Annotated in this window: 14 protein-coding genes and 1 tRNA gene; 5 read left to right on the top strand and 10 right to left on the bottom strand. The window is 57.8% G+C overall.

The window, feature by feature from the left end:
- Positions 1–13 precede the first annotated feature (13 nt).
- Positions 14–1,069: a radical SAM protein gene (locus C6366_RS13120; RefSeq protein WP_158269778.1), complete on the bottom strand. Its 1,056-nt coding sequence runs from the start codon at positions 1,067–1,069 to the stop codon at positions 14–16.
- 120 nt (positions 1,070–1,189) lie between these two features.
- Between C6366_RS13120 and C6366_RS13115 the strand changes: the two genes are divergently transcribed.
- Complete coding sequence (locus C6366_RS13115; RefSeq protein WP_107738600.1) at positions 1,190–1,801, top strand: NF038143 family protein; 612 nt, start codon at positions 1,190–1,192, stop codon at positions 1,799–1,801.
- Positions 1,802–1,980: 179 nt separating this feature from the next.
- Here C6366_RS13115 and C6366_RS13110 read toward each other — a convergent pair whose 3' ends face one another.
- The 3 genes from C6366_RS13110 to C6366_RS13100 all read right to left on the bottom strand — a co-directional run bounded on the left by C6366_RS13110 (position 1,981) and on the right by C6366_RS13100 (position 4,808).
- Entirely contained in the window at positions 1,981–2,592 is a 612-nt protein-coding gene (locus C6366_RS13110) for an NF038143 family protein (RefSeq protein WP_107738598.1), read from the bottom strand.
- Positions 2,593–2,719: 127 nt separating this feature from the next.
- On the bottom strand, positions 2,720–2,998 hold the full coding sequence (locus tag C6366_RS13105; RefSeq protein WP_107738596.1) for a hypothetical protein: 279 nt from the start codon (positions 2,996–2,998) through the stop codon (positions 2,720–2,722).
- 28 nt (positions 2,999–3,026) lie between these two features.
- Positions 3,027–4,808 carry a YeiH family protein gene (locus C6366_RS13100; protein ID WP_107738595.1) on the bottom strand — a complete coding sequence of 594 codons (1,782 nt, stop codon included), beginning with the start codon at positions 4,806–4,808 and terminating at the stop codon, positions 3,027–3,029.
- 367 nt (positions 4,809–5,175) lie between these two features.
- Between C6366_RS13100 and C6366_RS13095 the strand changes: the two genes are divergently transcribed.
- Positions 5,176–7,758 (top strand): DUF3365 domain-containing protein, encoded by a 2,583-nt coding sequence (locus C6366_RS13095; protein WP_107738593.1) that lies wholly within the window; start codon positions 5,176–5,178, stop codon positions 7,756–7,758.
- 31 nt (positions 7,759–7,789) lie between these two features.
- A complete protein-coding gene (locus C6366_RS13090; RefSeq protein ID WP_107738591.1) occupies positions 7,790–9,205 on the top strand; it encodes a sigma-54 dependent transcriptional regulator in 1,416 nt (471 codons plus the stop codon).
- Positions 9,206–9,339: 134 nt separating this feature from the next.
- Here the strand turns inward: C6366_RS13090 and C6366_RS13085 are convergent, their stop codons facing one another.
- Together C6366_RS13085 and C6366_RS13080 are read right to left on the bottom strand one after the other, a co-directional pair.
- Positions 9,340–9,600, bottom strand: coding sequence for a hypothetical protein (locus C6366_RS13085; RefSeq protein WP_107738589.1), 261 nt, complete (start codon positions 9,598–9,600; stop codon positions 9,340–9,342).
- A gap of 35 nt (positions 9,601–9,635) precedes the next feature.
- Positions 9,636–11,390, bottom strand: coding sequence for a YeiH family protein (locus tag C6366_RS13080; protein ID WP_107738587.1), 1,755 nt, complete (start codon positions 11,388–11,390; stop codon positions 9,636–9,638).
- 444 nt (positions 11,391–11,834) lie between these two features.
- On the opposite strand from C6366_RS13080, the gene C6366_RS13075 reads away from it, so the two are divergent.
- Entirely contained in the window at positions 11,835–13,265 is a 1,431-nt protein-coding gene (locus tag C6366_RS13075; RefSeq protein ID WP_107738585.1) for a sigma-54 dependent transcriptional regulator, read from the top strand.
- A gap of 58 nt (positions 13,266–13,323) precedes the next feature.
- Here the strand turns inward: C6366_RS13075 and C6366_RS13070 are convergent, their stop codons facing one another.
- From C6366_RS13070 to C6366_RS13055, 4 genes are all read right to left on the bottom strand, one after another.
- On the bottom strand, positions 13,324–13,659 hold the full coding sequence (locus tag C6366_RS13070) for a P-II family nitrogen regulator (RefSeq protein WP_199221506.1): 336 nt from the start codon (positions 13,657–13,659) through the stop codon (positions 13,324–13,326).
- Between the two features lie 2 nt (positions 13,660–13,661).
- On the bottom strand, positions 13,662–14,390 hold the full coding sequence (locus tag C6366_RS13065) for a DUF1538 domain-containing protein (RefSeq protein WP_107738581.1): 729 nt from the start codon (positions 14,388–14,390) through the stop codon (positions 13,662–13,664).
- Positions 14,387–15,082, bottom strand: coding sequence for a DUF1538 domain-containing protein (locus tag C6366_RS13060; protein ID WP_107738579.1), 696 nt, complete (start codon positions 15,080–15,082; stop codon positions 14,387–14,389). Before C6366_RS13060 ends, C6366_RS13065 begins: the two co-directional genes overlap by 4 nt.
- A gap of 161 nt (positions 15,083–15,243) precedes the next feature.
- Positions 15,244–15,320: transfer RNA gene (locus C6366_RS13055), tRNA-Pro, on the bottom strand.
- Positions 15,321–15,524: 204 nt separating this feature from the next.
- Between C6366_RS13055 and C6366_RS13050 the strand changes: the two genes are divergently transcribed.
- Positions 15,525–17,051 carry an HD domain-containing phosphohydrolase gene (locus C6366_RS13050; RefSeq protein WP_107738576.1) on the top strand — a complete coding sequence of 509 codons (1,527 nt, stop codon included), beginning with the start codon at positions 15,525–15,527 and terminating at the stop codon, positions 17,049–17,051.
- Positions 17,052–17,160: the final 109 nt, after the last annotated feature.

The following is a 17,160-nucleotide window of genomic DNA, read 5'->3' as shown; positions in this document are numbered from 1 at the left end:
TTCTTGAAAAAACTCACCTCTTCCGCTTCGGACAATTCCGGCAAATCGCCGCGGGTCTGTTATTTTCCAGACCTTCGCGGAACTGCTCGTAGGGTTTGCTTCGCCAGAGCACGGGCAGCAGTTCGTCGTTGACGTTGCCGAAGGTGACCCGGCTGTACGGCGCGGGTTGGCCCTGGCGGGCGTATTCAGCCTGGTCCACGGGGACGTTGGCGTAGACGCAGGGGGAGATTTCGCCGTCCGCGGAGACAAACAGAGTTCGCTGGACGTTTTCGGCGCAGACCGGATCGTCCTTGCCCCTGGGGGCGAAACTGGGCGTGTGGATGGTCACGCCCAGGTTCACGGCCGCCTCGCGCAGCCGGGTGAAGCGCTCTTCCAGGGCATGCAGTTCCTGGTCGTCCTTGGGCGCGAGCACTTCCTCGGATAATTCCACGCCCGGCTCGAAATCCAGCACGCTGACCACGGCCTGCTCCACCCCGTGGTCGGCCATCAGCCGGGGCAACCCTTCCAGATCGTCCAGGCCGGAGCGCAGCAGCATGTAGGCGATGTGTACCACGGGCTTGACGCTGTCCCGTTCCCGTTTGACCCGCTGGACCATCGTCATCTTTTCCAGCACCTTGACCAACGGCGCTCCGGCCCGGGCCGGATCGTTGCGTTCCGGGGTCGTGCCGGTCAGGGAAAAAGCCAGAATGTCCAGGCCCGCGTCCATGACTTGAGCCAGGCGCTGCTCGTTCAAAAGCATGCCGTTGGTGGTCACGCCCACGGTGCATCCGGCCTCCTTGGCCAGCCGGACCATGGTTGGAAATTCCGGGTGCAGAAACGGTTCACCCCAGCCTTGGAGATAGGCCAACTTGGTCTTGCGCAGGGTCGGAAGCAGACGACGGAACGTGTCCAGGGACATGAAGCGGTCGTGCCAATGCTCGCGGTAAACGGTTCGTGGGCAGTATGCACAGGCCGCGTTGCACTTGGACGTGACCTCGATCTGCATCCAGTCCTTGGGGTTCAGCAACACCTTGTATTCCCACCATTGGCGGAGCTTTTGGGGCAGGGAATCCCGCTCTGTCTCACCCATGACGTTTCCTCCCTCATTCATCCCATTTTTGCCTTTCGGGCCGAAAAAGACTAATTGAATCCCTTTGTTTTTGTCTAACAGGCTCGGCAATCCACCACAACTTCCCTCAAGGAGTCCCACTTGTCACTAAGTTTACGGGAAAAGTACGACATCATCCTCGCCCATGAGCGGCAATTCGCCTACCGCTTGGCCAAGGACGTGGTCAAAAAGCCCGAGGTTTCGGTCTGGATGATCTTGTTGCCGGTGCTCTTCGTGCACCACATGATGAAAATGACCCAATACAAGACGGGTATCCATACCTTCGCGAGCAATATTCTGGGCACGAAAACAAAGGCTTTGGACAAGGCTCTTCAAGACATCGAAACCGGAGAAATCCAGGACTACAGCGCAGCTGAGTATTTCCCGCAGGTTCCACTGGAGTCCGAAACGGAGCGAACGTTGGCCGTCAAGCAGATTGCCATCCTGAAGCTCATGGAAAAGCACTATCGAACCCTGCTCGAACAATCGGGAGACGCTCTGGAGGATTTGGTCCGGGGCGCATACGGGTCTTCCGGCGCGTATCGGTATTACCTGAACAAACTGGCCGAGGCCGAAGACGAGACCAACCGCCACTTGCGAGAGAACTTCCACACCTCGGAAGAGTCCGGGGCGGTCATGAGTCGGATCGAGAAACGGATGGCGGAGATGCGGGAGGAGGAGATGCGGTTTTTCTTTCAGGGGGAGGCAGTTTGAAAAAAAGGAATTCAGGAGTCAGAAAGCAGAAGGCGGAAATATAAAGACGAGGATGACCGTGTTCCAATGTGGAGCGCGGTTTTTCGTTTTTTTGGGAGAAAACCGTAACTGCTCAATATGGCCGGGCATTGCCTAAAAGCACCATTGCCACATTTTTGGAGCAGTTTTAGAAAGCCTTCTCAGAAAGCGTCATCCAGTGCCCGCTTGCGGACGTCCCGGATCGCTTTCTGTTTGCTCTGGATGTACGGGTCCGGCCAGATCTTCCCCAGGGTCTCCACCACGCCTTGGTCAACGGCGTGCTCCACATGCTCCATGCGGGTCAGGTACTCCTGGTATGCTGCGCGGTTCTGGTAGGCCCCGCGGACCATCAGCAGGTATTCCCGCTCCCTGGTTTGCAGCAGCCCAAGGTAGTGATCCATGAGCAGATCCATCATGGCGGACAGGTTTTCATAGACTTCCCGAGACTCCAGCTTCTGCTCGCGCATCCAGAATTCCCGTAGTTCACCCTTCATTTCCCGGCGGGCGCGCTCCGCGTTCCCGGACCGGACGGCTTCCTCCGCCGCTCGCAAGGCCGTTTCCTTGAAGCGCAGATGTTTTTGGCTGAACTGCGTTGTTTCCTTTTTGCGACCGAAGTGCTCGACCAGAAATTTGAAGGGGATGAAGTTTTGCCACCACGGCGACTGGGTATCGGCGCGGCGGTAATAGACCACCCTGGAAGCGAACTCCCGTTCCTCGGCCAGAATCGCCTTGAGTTGAGCCTTGAGAAGTTTGGATTCGGAATCAGCGGGCACGGATGATGCTCCGTTTGGAGGGGATTGGGAAGGTTGCCTTTATCCGCAAGCCGCCTGTAACCGGATTCCGGCCACTCGAAAAGACTTGACCGCGCATACGCTATGACTAAGCCTAAAGCGTTTTGGCTCAATCTTCCTTTTTGTCGCCTTTGCCCAAGGCTCCGCGAATGAAGCTCATGGCTTCGGAGACTTCTTGGATGGTGTCCCAATACCAGGCTCCGACGTAGATGTCCCGTTCGCGCAACGTCTCCAACGTCTCGCTTTTGCCGATGAGCCGCTCCAAGTTGTTCAGCATGGCGATAAAGCCGACAATCAAGGCGACGCCCAGCCCGAGGCGCAGCAAGCGGCGTAAAGGGGAAGCCGGGGACGGTTTCCCGTCCCCGGCCTGTTGGTTGTTGGAGGGCAATGGTCCCTGCTCCATGCTGATCAGACGACTACAGGCCCATGCCCATCAGCCTGTCGGTGACGTCGCGGAACAGGACCATGAACATGATGTAGGCCACGAAGGCGGTCAGCATCAGGTTGAAACCCTGACCGCAGACGTACAGGAGCAGCGCCTTGCCGCCCTTCAGGGGTTCCTTGAGTTCGCGGTAGCTGATGCTCAAACCGATGCTCACGAAGGCGATGGCGAAGAACCAGTCACGGAATCCGTTGGCCCAGGCCAGGATACCGTTGCGGATCATGGCTTGCGCCCAATCCTCGCCCATGCCCGCACCCAAGGCGGAAAAGAAGACCGAAGCACCGATGAAGCCCAGGATGAACTTGGGGAACCGGTACCAGATTTCGGACAAAGCGCCGGCGGCGGTGAACTTCATGGGGGCGGCCCCAGCGGCGCAGGCCCGCTCCGGCTCGACCTTCAAGCACCAGTAGGCGGCCACGCCAAAGGCCATTACGCCGATCATCACGTTCTGGATCATCTTGATGGTCGCGGCCACGTACATGGCTTCCGGCCCGATCAACTCGCCCGCGGCGACCACGGAACCGGTGTTGTCAACCGTACCGCCGATCCAAGCCCCGGCCCAGACCGGATGCATGCCCACCCAGTTGGCAAAGGTCGGCAGGGCGAAGATCATGACCACCACGAAGATCATGGACATACCAATGGCCAGGGTCAATTCTTCCTTCTTGGCCCGGGATGCGGCGGCCGCGGCGATGGCCGCGGACACGCCGGAAACACTCATGTCCGAGGAGACCGTGATGTTCAACTGTTTGGATTCCATCTTGATCACGTTCTGCCCAAACCAGTAGGTTCCGATGAGCACGATGGGCGTGACCACCCAGGTGACGAAGATGCCGGGCAGGCCGACCATGATGATCAGGTTGATCAGGATGCTCGCGCCCAAAAGGACCAAGCCGGTCTTGATGAAGTATTCGGTCTGGGCCGCGCTCTTCAGGAATTTCGGCGTACCGACCGTATTGGAGATGAGCATACCCAGGACGATGCCCCACAAGACGTAGGAGAATCCATAGGCCCTGACGGTTTCCTGGTTGGCGATGACGTAGGAGAGCACGGCCAAACCAAAGACAATGGGAAAGCCGATGAAGTAGTGCTTCAGGTTATGGCCCATGAACTTGCCGCCAATGGAGAAAATCAAGGCCATGACCACCATCAGCCCCAGCAAGGTGGGAATCCGGTTGAAGGGCTGGGTGTTGGCCGCGCTACGGGCACTGGAATGGCTGCTCCGGGCCGCCCGCCATTCGCCAAGAAGGGCGCGGGCTTCCTGGTTGAGCTGGGTGTTCTGAAAGTTTGCCTCACGGGCCAGGTCTTCTGCCTCCTGGGCGTTGGCCCGGGCCGTGTTCAGACGCTCCGTGGCCTGCTCCAACCGCTGGGCGTTGGCCGCCCGGATTTCCGCCGCGGCAGCATCACTGCGGTAAAGGGAATCCAGGGGATTGGTGGTCCATCGACCAGGCCGAGCCATAAGGTCATTGATGGTCTTGAGAAATCCGCTGTCGCGTGCCCGGACGGCATTCAACCGAGCTTCGGCCTCGGTGAAAGCGATGGTCCGGAACCCGGCCATTTCCGATTCATTTTCCATGGTCGCCCGGTATTCCGCCATGCTTTCGACATTGGGCCGGGCGGCCATGGCCGCGATCATGGCCAGGATGAGGATGATGCCAGCCAGCCAGATAGCCCACCAGTCCTCGGTGGTGTGCATCTGGGTCAGCATAGGAACTTTGGTTTCGGTAACCACATTGTCCGTTTGGTTTTCCGCCATGTGAAAAACCTCCTTAAATGTTGCGGGTTGATACCATCAACGCGGCCCTCTCACGCCATCCCGGAAAGCCCTGTGCAAACCGCCTTGACGTGAACCGCGTAACCGTGGCGATTGAATCTTTTCTCATAGTAAAGCAAACTCCGAGCCAAACGATCCACATTGCCAAGAAATCAAAAATTAGCACGTTATCTCAGGGTATTAGCAACCACATAGAAACAGTCTTCACAAGGGCCTTTTATTCATCACCCTACCACTAGAAACACCTATTAGCACCACATTGACAACTATAGTTTGCAATACAGCCATGAGAAACGTATGCTATCCTTGCCTCCCAACAAACACTTTTCGACTCCCATAGAGATCCGCCATGCCTATCAAAAGCCCCACCGGTGAAACCGGCCAGTCAGGAAAAAGCCACCTCTTTCACAAATCCCTGGGATTCCGGTCCAGGTTCCTGCTGGCCACGGGCTTGAGCCTGCTCCTGGTCTGCTTCGCCGGGGCCTATCTGATCTATGTGCGTGAGACGGCGCAGATGGAAAAACACGCCTATGAAAAGACCATGATGGTCATGGCCGCGGTGGAGGCCAGCCGCAAGTATGTCCGCGACGAGCTGCGGCCGCGGATGTCCGAGGAGTTCGGCGAGGAGTTCTTCATGGTCCAGGCCATGTCCACCTCGTACGTCGGACGGGCCGTGATGGACAATTTCAATCAGGTTCTGCCCCACTACGAATACCGGCGCGTGGCTCGCAACGCCCGCAATCCCAGGTCCGAGGCCAACAGCCTGGAACTCTCGATGATCAACCTGTTCCAGATCAATCCGGAACTTCAGAACTGGCAGGGAACCCTGAACGTCGAGAACGAAAAGCAGTTCATGCGCTTCAAGCCCGTCTACTTCGAGGAATCCTGCATGAGCTGTCATGGCGATCCAGTCCACGCCCCACGGGACATGCTGGACATGTACGGAACGGAGCGCGGGTTCTGGAACCAGCCCGGGGACCTGGCGGGGGTGATGGCCGTGGGCATTCCGGTGCACAAGGCCTTGGCCGAGATTCGGGACCAGGCGGCCTCGGTCTTCTTTTCCCTGTTTTTGGGGGCAACCCTCTTCTTTCTGCTCATGGCCTTCATCTTCAACCGGGCCGTGGTCAACAATCTGCACGGAGTACTGAACATTTTTCGGGGGGAAGTTGAGGAGAAAAGTCTTCAGGAGTTTTTACCCAAGCCCAATCCCATGGACCCTCGGGACGAGATCCAGGAATTGACCGTAGCCGCCGTGAGCATGGCCGAACACCTGAGCAGGACCCGCCAGGAACTGAGAGAATACGCTCAGGACTTGGAAGACAAGGTGGCCCGCAGAACCGCGGCCCTGCAACAATCGGAGCAAATGCTCCAGGAAAAGGTTCTGGCCAGAAAACAGGAATTGCAGACCCTGAACGCCCTGGCCGAACTGACCACGGCCGCGGTCTCGCTGTCCGAAATCCTGCCGCAGGTCCAGCAACGCACCCTCCAGGTCTTCCCGGCCCAGGGCTCCGGCATCTACCTCTACGACAAGGCCCATCATCAATTGTCGCTGCAATACCAGGAGAACGCCCCTGACCTGCCGCCCGCCATTCCACTGCAACACGTCGTCCCCACGGTTCTGGAGGCCCGGCCCAATCGCCTGGTGGACGCCATTGCCCAGGCCGCAAACGGGCAGGCCAGTTGTTTCGACCGCCGGGGAGCAGCCGGCAACCTGAACGTTCCCCTGCTTTGCCGAGGCGAAATCCTCGGAGTTCTCTCCTTCATCGGCGTGGACTGCAAGTTTGTCACCCAGGAGCAGATGGAACTGCTGCTGTCCATCGGCCGCCAAATCGGTATCGCCGTGGAAAGCCTGCAAAACATGGAAAAGCTGATTCAGAGCAAGGAGCTGCTCCAATCCGTGTTCGACGGGATCACTGACCAGGTAGTGCTGATGGGCCGGGATTTCGGCATCCGGATGGTCAACAAGGCCTATACCGAGCGCTACAACGTGGACACGGACGAGGTCATTGGCCGAAAATGCTTCGAAATCCACGGTAGCGGGGAAACCCCGTGCAAGGAATGCGGCCTGAAAACGGCGATGCGCACCAAGTCGGCGGTGGTCTATGAGAGCAATTGCCCGGCGCAGGGCGGCATTTTCCAGGTCCACTGCTACCCGGTCACGGACGAACAGGGGGAAGTGGAAAGCGTCATCCGCTACGTCAAGGAGATCACCGACCAAAAGCATGTGGAACAGAAAATCCAGCAGACTGAAAAAATGGTGGCCATGGGCCAGTTGGCAGCCGGCGTGGCCCACGAGATCAACAACCCCATGGGGGTGATCCTGTGCTACGTGGAGTTGCTCAAGCGCCAGCTCGCGGACTACCCCCAGGGACTCAAGGATCTGAGCACCATCGAAAAGCAGACCCTGAACTGCAAGCGCATCGTCAGCGACCTGCTGCACTTCGCCCGAAGCCCGGAGACCAAAAAGCAATCGGCGTCCTTCAACCAGATTGTGGACGACGTCCTGGCAATGGTTGCTGAGCAGTTCAAGAAGCAAGGCGTCGTCGTGGAGCGAAAGTTGGACCCGAACCTGCCGTCGCAGAGCATGGACGTGAATAAAATGAAGCAGGTGGTCCTGAATCTGCTGATGAACGCCCATCAGGCCATCGATGGCCGCGAAGGCCGTATCGCCTTGGAAACCGATTACTTTCCCGCCAGCAAAACCGTCCGCCTCGTGATCCGGGACAACGGACACGGCATACCGGAATACATTCAGGATAAAATTTTCGATCCCTTTTTCAGCACCAAGAACACCGGAGAAGGCACCGGCCTGGGACTCTCGGTGAGCTACGGCATTGTCCGGGAACACGGCGGAGAGATCAGTGTCCTGAGCAAACCCGGAGAATGGACGGAGTTCCGGATTGATCTTCCGCTGGATGGAGAGATCAATTGAGCGTGCACGTGAACGAATAAGAGGAACGACCATGCATCAATTCAACGTACTCATCGTGGACGATGAGCGGGACATGCTCGACGGCCTGCGGCGGATACTGCCCTACGAGCTGGAAAACACGAACATCACGGTCACGTCCAGCCCCTTGAAGGCTTTGGACATGGTTGCCGGGACCCTCTTCGACCTCATCCTGATGGACGTCAGGATGCCGGAGATGAACGGCCTGGAGCTTCTGGAGCAAGTCAAGGCCGCGGACCCCAAGGTTACCGTGATCATGATGACGGCCTACGGAAACATCGAAACCGCCGTGCAGTCCATTAAGATGGGGGCCTACGACTTCATCACTAAACCCTTCGACATCCCGGACCTGGTGCGGCTGATCAAGAAAGCCCTTGAACGCAGCGGCCTAATCCGGGAGAACCAGAGTCTGCGCCAAAAGATCTCCGAAAAGACCGTGCTGGAGGAATTCGTGGGGCAAAGCCCGCCCATGCGCCAGCTCTACGAGACCATCCGTTCCGTGGCCGGGACCGACTACCCCGTGTTAATCAGGGGCGAATCCGGCACGGGCAAGGAACTGGCGGCCAAGGCCATCCACGCCTTGAGCCGGCGCGGTGAAAAGGTTCTGGTCTCCGTGAACTGCCCGGCCATTCCGGAACACCTCCTGGAAAGCGAGCTGTTCGGTCATAAAAAAGGCGCCTTCACCGGCGCCCTGAAGGACCACAAAGGCCTTTTCGTCGAAGCCAACGGCTCAAGCCTGCATCTGGACGAAATCGCGGACATCCCGGTCTCGGTTCAGACCAAGCTCCTGCGCGCCTTACAGGAACAGGAAATCCGCCCGCTGGGCGGCAGCGGGAACAAAAAAGTGGACGTCCGGATCGTGTCCACCACCAATCAAGACCTGGAGAACAAGATCCGGGACAAAAGCTTCCGGGAAGACCTGTTTTACCGCTTGAACGTGGTCAGCGTCCGCACCCCGCCCCTCAGGGAGATTACCGACGACATCCCGCTGCTCGTCCATCACTTCAACCGCCTGTCCGCCCTCGAACTGAACACCGCGCCTAAGACAATCTCCTCGGATGTCCTGGAGAACCTGTCGCACCGTGATTGGCCTGGCAATGCTCGTGAATTGAAAAACTTCGTGCGCAGACTGATTATTTTCTGCCCCGGCGAGAAGCTGAACCTGTCCGTGCTGAAAATGGTCGACGGCCGCCACCCCGCGCGTCCCGCGGCGGAAAACGCGGCGGGAAGCGGCGAGATCGAATCCTACGCCGAGGCCAAGGCCAGGGCGGTCAACGCCTTTACCGCCGAGTACGTGGGCGACCTCCTCTCCAAGGCCGGAGGCAACGTCTCCCAAGCCGCGAAAATGGCCGACATGAGCCGGGTGGCCCTTCAAAAAATCGTCCGAAAGATGAACATCAATCCGGTGGAGTATCGTTCAGGGTCGTGAGCGGGAAAGCAATTTCGACTCCTCTACAACGATAAAATGAAACGGCCCTGGAAAAACGAGATCGATTTTCCAGGGCCGTTTTTTTGTTTATCCGACGGCTTGGCCGTCCGGTCGGAGTTGTCGCGCGGACCGAGCTACAGGTTGCGCAGGGTGTTGCGGATATGCATTTGAGCCACCGCGGTGTCCTCGCACTGGGAATACCAGTACGTGCCGGTATCCACGTTGGAGTCCGCGATGGCCTCCATCACCGGACGGATGTGCGGCAGGGTCTGGCCCCAAGGCAGCACTACATAGGCCATCACCCAGACCAGGGCCACGCCTGCGGCCAGTTTGATCCAACCTTTCAGCTTCCCGTGGCCGCGATTGCCGCCCTGATTGTCTTTTGGCGCGTGCATGACCGCTCTCCCTTAGGTTTGCGCCCGACGAACGATTAGCTCATCAGGCTTTCGGTGACGTGCGGGAATACCACGAAGTACATCAGGTAGGCCACGAGCAGCGTCAGGATCAGGTTCAGGGTCTGCCCGCAGACGTACAGGATGACCGGCTTGCCGCCCTTGAAGTGGTGAGCCATTTCCCGGAAGTTGGAGGACAGGCCGATGCTGGCGAAGGCCAGGATGAAGAACCATTCCCGGATCGGGCGGGAGAAGCCGCGCAGCACGCCCTGGTCGATCATTACGTCGCCAGCGCTGCCCATGCTGACCAGCATCCAGGAGAAGATGATCGACGCGGCGATGAAGCCCAGCACGAACTTGGGGAAACGATACCAGATTTCCATCTTACTGACTTGCTGACCGGGTACGCAGTCCACCCGGGCGCACCAGTACACGGCTACGCCGAAAGCGATAACGCCGATGAGGATGTTCTGGATCATCTTCACGGTCGCGGCCACGAACATGCCAACCTCGCCCAGGAATGCCCCGGCCGCCACAACCGCGCCGGTGGAGTCGATGGTCCCGCCGATCCAGGCCCCGCCCAAAACCGGGTGCATGCCCACGGAGACGATGAACGTGGGCAGAGCGATCATCATGATCGCGGTGAAGAGCATGGACATGCCCACGGCGATGGTCAACTCTTCCTTCTTGGCCCGGCAGGCCGCGGCCGTGGCGATGGCCGCGGACACGCCGCAGACGGACATGTCAGCGGAGACCGTGATATTCAGGGTCTTGGACTCCATTTTCAAGACCCGCTGACCGAAAATGTAGGTCAAGATGAGCACAGTGGGAGTGACGACCCAAGCCACGACCACGCCGGCCTGCCCGATAAGCATGATCTTGCTGAACAGGATTTCCGCGCCCAGCAGCACGAGGCCGGTCTTGATGTAGTACTCGGTCTGCAGGGCCGGCTTCAGGAAATTCGGCACGCCCACGGTGTTGCTGATCAACATGCCCCCGAGAATGGCCCAGATCAAGCCGCCGAAACCATATTCACGCATGGTATTCTGTTGACCGATCATCTCCGCGACAACAGCCAGCAGGAAAACGAACCAAAAGCCCTTCATCAGATCGGCCGAGCCGATGTCCATAAATCGAGCGCCGACACTGAAGAAAACCATGAAAATAATCATGATCCCGATCATGTAGGGGATCTTGTTGTAGGCCTGAACCGAGGCCCTGGTCCGCAGACTGCCCCGCTCCTTCTCCCTGGCCTGACGCCACTCCCGGATGGCCGCCTCGGCCTGCTCGTTAAGGTCTTCATTGCGGAACGCTTCCTCAGCGGCCAAATCCTGGACTTGCTTGGCCCGTTCCAGCGCGGCCTTGGTCGCTTCCTGAGCTTCCTTATAGGCCGGTTCGGCCTTGGCCCGCCGCTCCGCGGCAGCGGACTCGCTCAGATAGAAGGACTCCATGGGGCTGCTCGTCCACCGGCCCGGCATCTCCAGCCACTTGGCGATGGTTTTTCCATGGGGCTCGTTACGCGCTCGCAGCCCGGACATGGCGTCGTTGGCCCCGTGCCATTCGATGGTATGGAACGGCGCGCGAACATCCTCGGCGGCCATGGTCGCCTCGGCCTTGGCCAGTTTCTCATGCATATCCGCCGGAGGTCTGGGCAGGAAAATGAGCAAGCCGATGATCAAAATCACGAATCCCAGCCAAATCGCCCACCAGTCCTCTTTCTTCCACAGTTCGGACCATTCCCATTTTCCACGATCAATAACAATATCAGAATCTTGCTTCGAAGCTTCGGCCATCTCGCTTCCTCCTGAGAAAAGGTGTTCGTGAATGTTCAGGGCCCTGGACGCGGGAGCCTCAAAACGCGGCTTTCTCTCCGGACCCACCCTATCCGGGACCACCCCGGCCTTCTCACGGAAGCAAAAAGCAAGCCTGACTTTTCTCGAAAATAAAGCAGAATCTTTTCAATATGTTTCAGCAATACAAACGCAAAGATGCCATCCTGGGTTGATGCTATCCTCGGTTGTCATTGCAAGCCTCGCTTTGCGTTTCACAGGCGGAAATTTACAAGGCGTTCAAGGCCGAGTAGAATTTCGATGCAATCCCGCGAGGCCTTTTCTTCAACAGCCGTCCGGCAGCGCTTTCGCCGTTTTCCTCGTACATCTCGGGTTCGCGACACGGATGTCCCTTTCTCATCAAGAGGCCGAGAAGCTTTCACCCCTTACTCAGGTATCAACATCCATATGGCCCAGCAGCACCTTCTGATCATTGACGACGAAGTGGACATGCTTCAGGGATTGAGCCGCGTTCTCTCTTTTGAATTGGAAGGCGTCTCCGTGGTCACCGCATCCAATCCATTGAAAGCGCTGGAACTGATCGACACACGCACCTTCGAGCTGATTCTGCTGGATATCCAGATGCCGGAAATGAACGGAATGGATCTGCTCACCCGGATCCGGGAGACGGACCCTAACGTCACCGTGATCATGATGACCGCCTACGGCAGCATCGAGACAGCCGTGGAAGCCATCCGGCAAGGGGCCTACGACTTCGTGACCAAGCCCTTTGAAATCCTAGATCTGCTGCGGGTGCTGCGCAAAGGTATGGAACGAGGTCAACTGATCCGCGAAAACCTGAACCTACGGGCCAAAATTTCGGAACAAAACTCGTTTGCGAACTTCATCGGTCAGACCGCGCCCATGCGCCGACTCTACGACACCATCCAGGCTTTGGCCCACACCAACTATACCGTGCTTATCCGCGGCCAAAGCGGAACAGGCAAGGAGTTAGTCGCCCGGGCCATCCACGACTTGAGCAAGCGCAAATCCCGCCCCTTTCTCGCGGTGAACTGCCCGGCCATCCCGGAACAGCTTCTGGAGAGCGAACTGTTCGGGCACAAGAAAGGGGCGTTTACCGGAGCGGATACGGATTATGTCGGGCTTTTCGAGGAAGCTGACGGCTCGACCCTGCTACTGGATGAAATCGGAGACATTCCCGTCACCCTTCAAACCAAGTTGCTGCGCGTGCTCCAGGAGCAGGAGCTGCGACCTTTGGGCGGGGTCAAGAGCAAGAGGATCAACGTACGCATCCTGGCCAGTACCAACCAGGATCTGGAAAAGAAGATCAACGAGCGGACCTTCAGGGAGGATCTGTTTTATCGGCTGAACGTGGTCACGGTCCGTACGCCGACCTTGCGGGACATCCGCGAGGACATCCCCCTTCTTGTGGACCACTTCAGCAAAAAATTCTGCGCGGAACTGGAAATCCCGGCCAAACGCTTTTCCCCAGCGGCCACGGAAGAATTAATGCGCCGCAACTGGCCGGGCAACATCCGGGAACTGCAAAACTTCGTCCGCCGGATGCTGATTTTTTGCAAGGATACCGAAATCGAAACCATGCACATCCATGCCGTGGAGCACCCCGGCGCAAGTCCCGTACAGTCCCTGGTCCTCCAGTACGCCAACATGACCATGGAACCCTACATTGAGGCCCGCAACCGGATGCTGGAACAGTTCACCCGCTCCTACGTCCAGAACCTTCTCTTCACCACCAACGGCAATATCTCTAAGGCCGCCAAAATGGCTGGCCTGAGCCGGGTGGCCGTCCAGAAGATCATGCGCCGCATGGGGCTGCACTCTCCGGACTTCCGGACCACCGTCCACTCTCCGCAGTAGCCGACGCGGCGGCTCCGTTTGGGGGAGATTCCCCCGGCGACGAGGACGATGAGCCGGCTCAGGTATCCAGCTGACACATGTGGCAGATGCCGACGACCTTTTTCAGGTCCACAACGAAGGCGATGCCCGCGCCGGGTTTGTTCAGGCTGCCCTGCTCCAGGATGGCGTCAAGGACGATTTGGGTCTTTTCCTGAGGCACGATGGTCAATACAATGTCCTTTTCCGGCTCTATGGGGATGCCCCACAGCTTTTTTTGCTCCCGGATTCCGGTGCCGCGGCCGGGAATTATCGTCCCGCCCTCGGCCCCGGCGGACTTTGTGGCCTTGATGATGGTCTCGCTGCCGCCCTTGTTCACGATGGTGACGATCAGATCAAAGGGAATATTCAGGTCCACGCTCAGCTCCTTTTCTTCACGGAAGTAACGATCAGTCCAAGGACCATGACCGAGAGAATCGGGGCCATGGCCACCAGGGCAATCAGGCCGAAGCCGTCCAGAACGGGATCGCGGCCTTCCATCGCCGTGGCGATGCCCAGAGCCACGGCGAGCACGAAGGTCACGGTCATGGGACCGGTGGCGACCCCTCCGGCGTCAAAGGCGATGGCGACGAAGGTCGGGTCGCAAAAACGCATCAGCACCAGGGCCAGGAGGTATCCCGGCACGAGAATGTAATGGATGGGCACGCCGTAGATGATTTTGGCCATGCCCAGGGCCACGAACAAGGCCACCCCGAGGGACAGGGTCGCGAGAATGGTCTTCTCGCGAATGCTGCCCGCCGAGGCCTTTTCCACCTCGTAACTCAAGATGTGCACCGCCGGCTCGGCGATGGTGGCCACCAAGCCCAGCAAAAAACCGATAAAAATCAGCGGCCAGGTCGTCTCCATGGCTCCGAGAATCTCCCCCATGGCCGTGCCCACGGGCATGAACCCCACCTGGACGCCTTGCAAGAACAGAATCAATCCCATAACGCACAGCACCACTCCCTTGATCATGTTCATCACGAACGTCCGGGGCAGCTTGAGGTAGGCGAGCTGGAAAAACAGAAAAAAAGCCACCAGAGGAGCCAGGGCCTGCAAAACCTCCAGCGAGACGTGGCTGAAATCCAGAAAGGCCAGAATCGTATTCATCCGTAAATCATCCCCAAAATCATCACGCCGATCACCGGCCCGATGGAAGCGAGCCCAACCAAACCGAAACCGTCGGTAAAGGAGGACCGGCCGCCCATGACCGCCACGGTCCCCAAACCCAGAGCCAGGATGAACGGCACGGTCACCGGCCCGGTGGTCACGCCCCCGGCGTCAAAGGCAATGGGCACAAAGGACGCGGGAGTGATGAAGGAAAGAACGATAATCAACAGGTAGCTGACGCCGTACAGCCAGGCAATGGGTACGCGCAGCACGATGCGCAGCATGGCCAGAGCCACGAAGAACGCCACCCCGATGGCCACGGTGAAAATCAGCAGGTTGCTGGTGACCATCCCGTCGGAAACAATATCCACCTGATGGGCGAGCACCCGCACGTCCGGCTCGGCCACGGTCACGACGAATCCGAGGATAAAGGCGAAAAAGAGCATAAAAATCAACGAGCCATGCTTGGGCAACTCACTGCCCACGGCCTCGCCCATGGGCAACAACCCAACCTTCACCCCCTGAAGAAACAGCAACAAACCGGCCAGGACCATGGCCGCCCCGATGATGAACCGCACGAACAAATCCCAGGGCAGATGGACAAGAAACACCTGAAGCAGAATGACCACCACGGATATGGGCAACACGGCCAGGACGACCTCTTTGAGATTTTCCTTGAAGTCGGATTTCACGATAGACTCCTACAGGCTGCGGGAACGAAAAAACAGAAAAAGAAGTGATGTTAGGGCCTAAGCATCTACCACGAGGGGAAATGCAAATCAAACTTGCTCAATTACGTAGTGGAATAAAAAAAAGGGTTACAAGCATCTCGCTCGCAACCCCTTGAATTTTCTGGTCGGGATGAGAGGATTCGAACCTCCGGCCTCAGCGTCCCGAACGCTGCGCTCTACCAAGCTGAGCCACATCCCGTAAAAGATTTATCATATATGTTTCGCGAGGAAATGCAAGTCTTATCTTTTTACTGATTATGTTCTACCACTAACGTGGAACATGTGATCGTGTTTTTATCTTGACCTTGCCTTCTTGCATCAGGCAAAGTGTTTTTGATGGCCTGTTTTTATTCGTCCGAACGCCGCCGACCGGGGCCGGCCAAAAAATAATCAAGGATTGGATATGGTAGCGCATGACGAGCCCAAGGCGAGCATTTTGATTGTCGACGACGAACAAAGTCTGCTCGACATCTGCAAGGAAGCACTGACCGAAGCTGGCTTTACCGTCCATGTCGCCCATGACGGGCCATCCGCCCTGCGAATGTTGAGCCACTTGCCTGGGCTGGATCTCGTCATCAGTGATCTGCGAATGCCTGGCATGAGCGGCTTGGAACTGTTGAAAAAGCTCAAAGATGGAAATTCCGAGGCCGATTTTTTAATCATGACCGGCTTCGGGAGCATCGAAACGGCCGTGGAGAGCATCCGTCTCGGAGCGGCCGACTATCTTCCCAAACCGTTCAACATCAGCCATCTCCTGCTCAAGGTCGACCGCATCCTGCAAATCCGAAGCAACCGCGAAGACCGGAAGAAACTGACCAACATCGTCCGGGTCCTGAACCTCAGCCAAGCTATGAACACCAAGCTGGACATGAAGTCGTTGACCAACGAATTCCTGTCTCAGGTCCAAAAAAATTTCAATCCGGACGGAGTTGTGCTTTTTCTTCAAGACAAAGGCGGGCTCCAGTCCAAAGCCATGCGAGGAAGCCTGTTGCGCAGCAACCCGCAACTCGGGACGTGGGTCAAGCTTCTAGGGGAACGGGTGTTTCGCCAACACCTACCGGAACTGATTCTCTTGAATAAAAAAGGGCCTCCTCAGTTAAGCACGGAAGGCCCGCCTCCGGACGCTTCCTTGACTTCCATCATGGCCGCGCCCATGCCCACGCGCATGAAAAGCATCGGCTCCATCGTGCTGCTTCGCAACACCGACAAGCCGGACTTCACCCGCGAGCACTCCCAACTGTTGAACGTTTTCGCCGCACACACCGCGTCGGCCTTTGAAAACGCCCGCCTTTACGGACAACTCTGGGACATGAACCTGGAAGTCATCCGCTCCTTTGCCCAGGCCGTGGAAGCCAAGGACGTCTATACCCGGGGCCATTCCGAACGGGTCGCCATCTACGCGACGCACCTCGGCAACCGGCTAGGACTGCCAAAGGAGGATCTGCACCTGCTGTACACCGGTGGCATCCTGCACGACATTGGAAAAATCGGCATTCCGGACGATATACTGAACAAACCCTCCAAACTGACCTCCGAAGAGTTCTCGGTAATGCAGCGCCATCCCGAACTGGGACGGGCGATTTTGAATCAAGTGACCTCGTTCGGCGACATCCTGCCGATTATCTTCTACCATCATGAACGTGTGGACGGCTCAGGTTATCCCATGGGCCTGCAGCAGGAGGAAATCCCCTTTTTAGCCCGTATCCTCTGCGTCGTGGACTCCTTCGAGGCCATGACCTCGGACCGGGCCTACCGCAAGGCCCTGCCCATGAACGTGGTGCGGGATATCCTGCGGGAGGGGGCTGGACAACAATGGCAGGGCGACTTGGTCAAGATCTGGCTGGAGGAAGTCGAAAAGCCGAGCTTCAAAAACCTGCGCCAAGTCAACGTCACCAGCCATGTGGAACTCCAGGACGTCGTCGACGCGTGACCGATTTCCTTTTTCCCTCACCCCCCCAACACGACACATTGTTTATTATATCGACCTTCAACCACCGACCTTCGAGTCAAATGCTTTTCTTGCACCTGGCTCCGTAGAG

The organism is Desulfonatronum sp. SC1 (assembly GCF_003046795.1).
In the GTDB taxonomy this organism is placed as follows: domain Bacteria; phylum Desulfobacterota; class Desulfovibrionia; order Desulfovibrionales; family Desulfonatronaceae; genus Desulfonatronum.
This window is presented reverse-complemented; position numbering and strand designations above follow the sequence as displayed.